The sequence below is a fragment of the Gilvimarinus sp. 1_MG-2023 genome (assembly GCF_030548285.1).
Genome location: NZ_JAUOSC010000791.1, coordinates 1 through 290, shown reverse-complemented (window position 1 = coordinate 290; position 290 = coordinate 1). Strand labels below are relative to the sequence as shown.

Sequence of the window (290 nt, the reverse complement as noted above, 5' to 3'; positions counted from 1 at the left end):
GATCAGAATAACGGCAACATCGCAACTGGAAGCACCGGTTGCCATATTGCGCGTATATTGTTCGTGCCCTGGGCAATCGGCGATGATGAATTTGCGCTTTTCAGTAGAGAAATAACGATAGGCAACATCGATGGTGATGCCTTGCTCCCGCTCGGACTGCAGTCCATCAACCAGCAAGGCGAGGTCAAATTCACCATCAGTGGTGTTAAATTTCTGTGAATCATTTTTGATCGCAGCAAGTTGATCTTCAAAAATCAGTTTGGAATCGTGCAACATCCGTCCGATCAGAG

1 protein-coding gene is annotated in these 290 nt (G+C 46.9%); it reads right to left on the bottom strand.

The genetic code is table 11. The features are described 5' to 3' along the window. On the bottom strand, nucleotides 1–290 hold a 290-nt coding region (locus tag Q4563_RS19060; protein ID WP_303605630.1), incomplete at both ends, for a GTP-binding protein.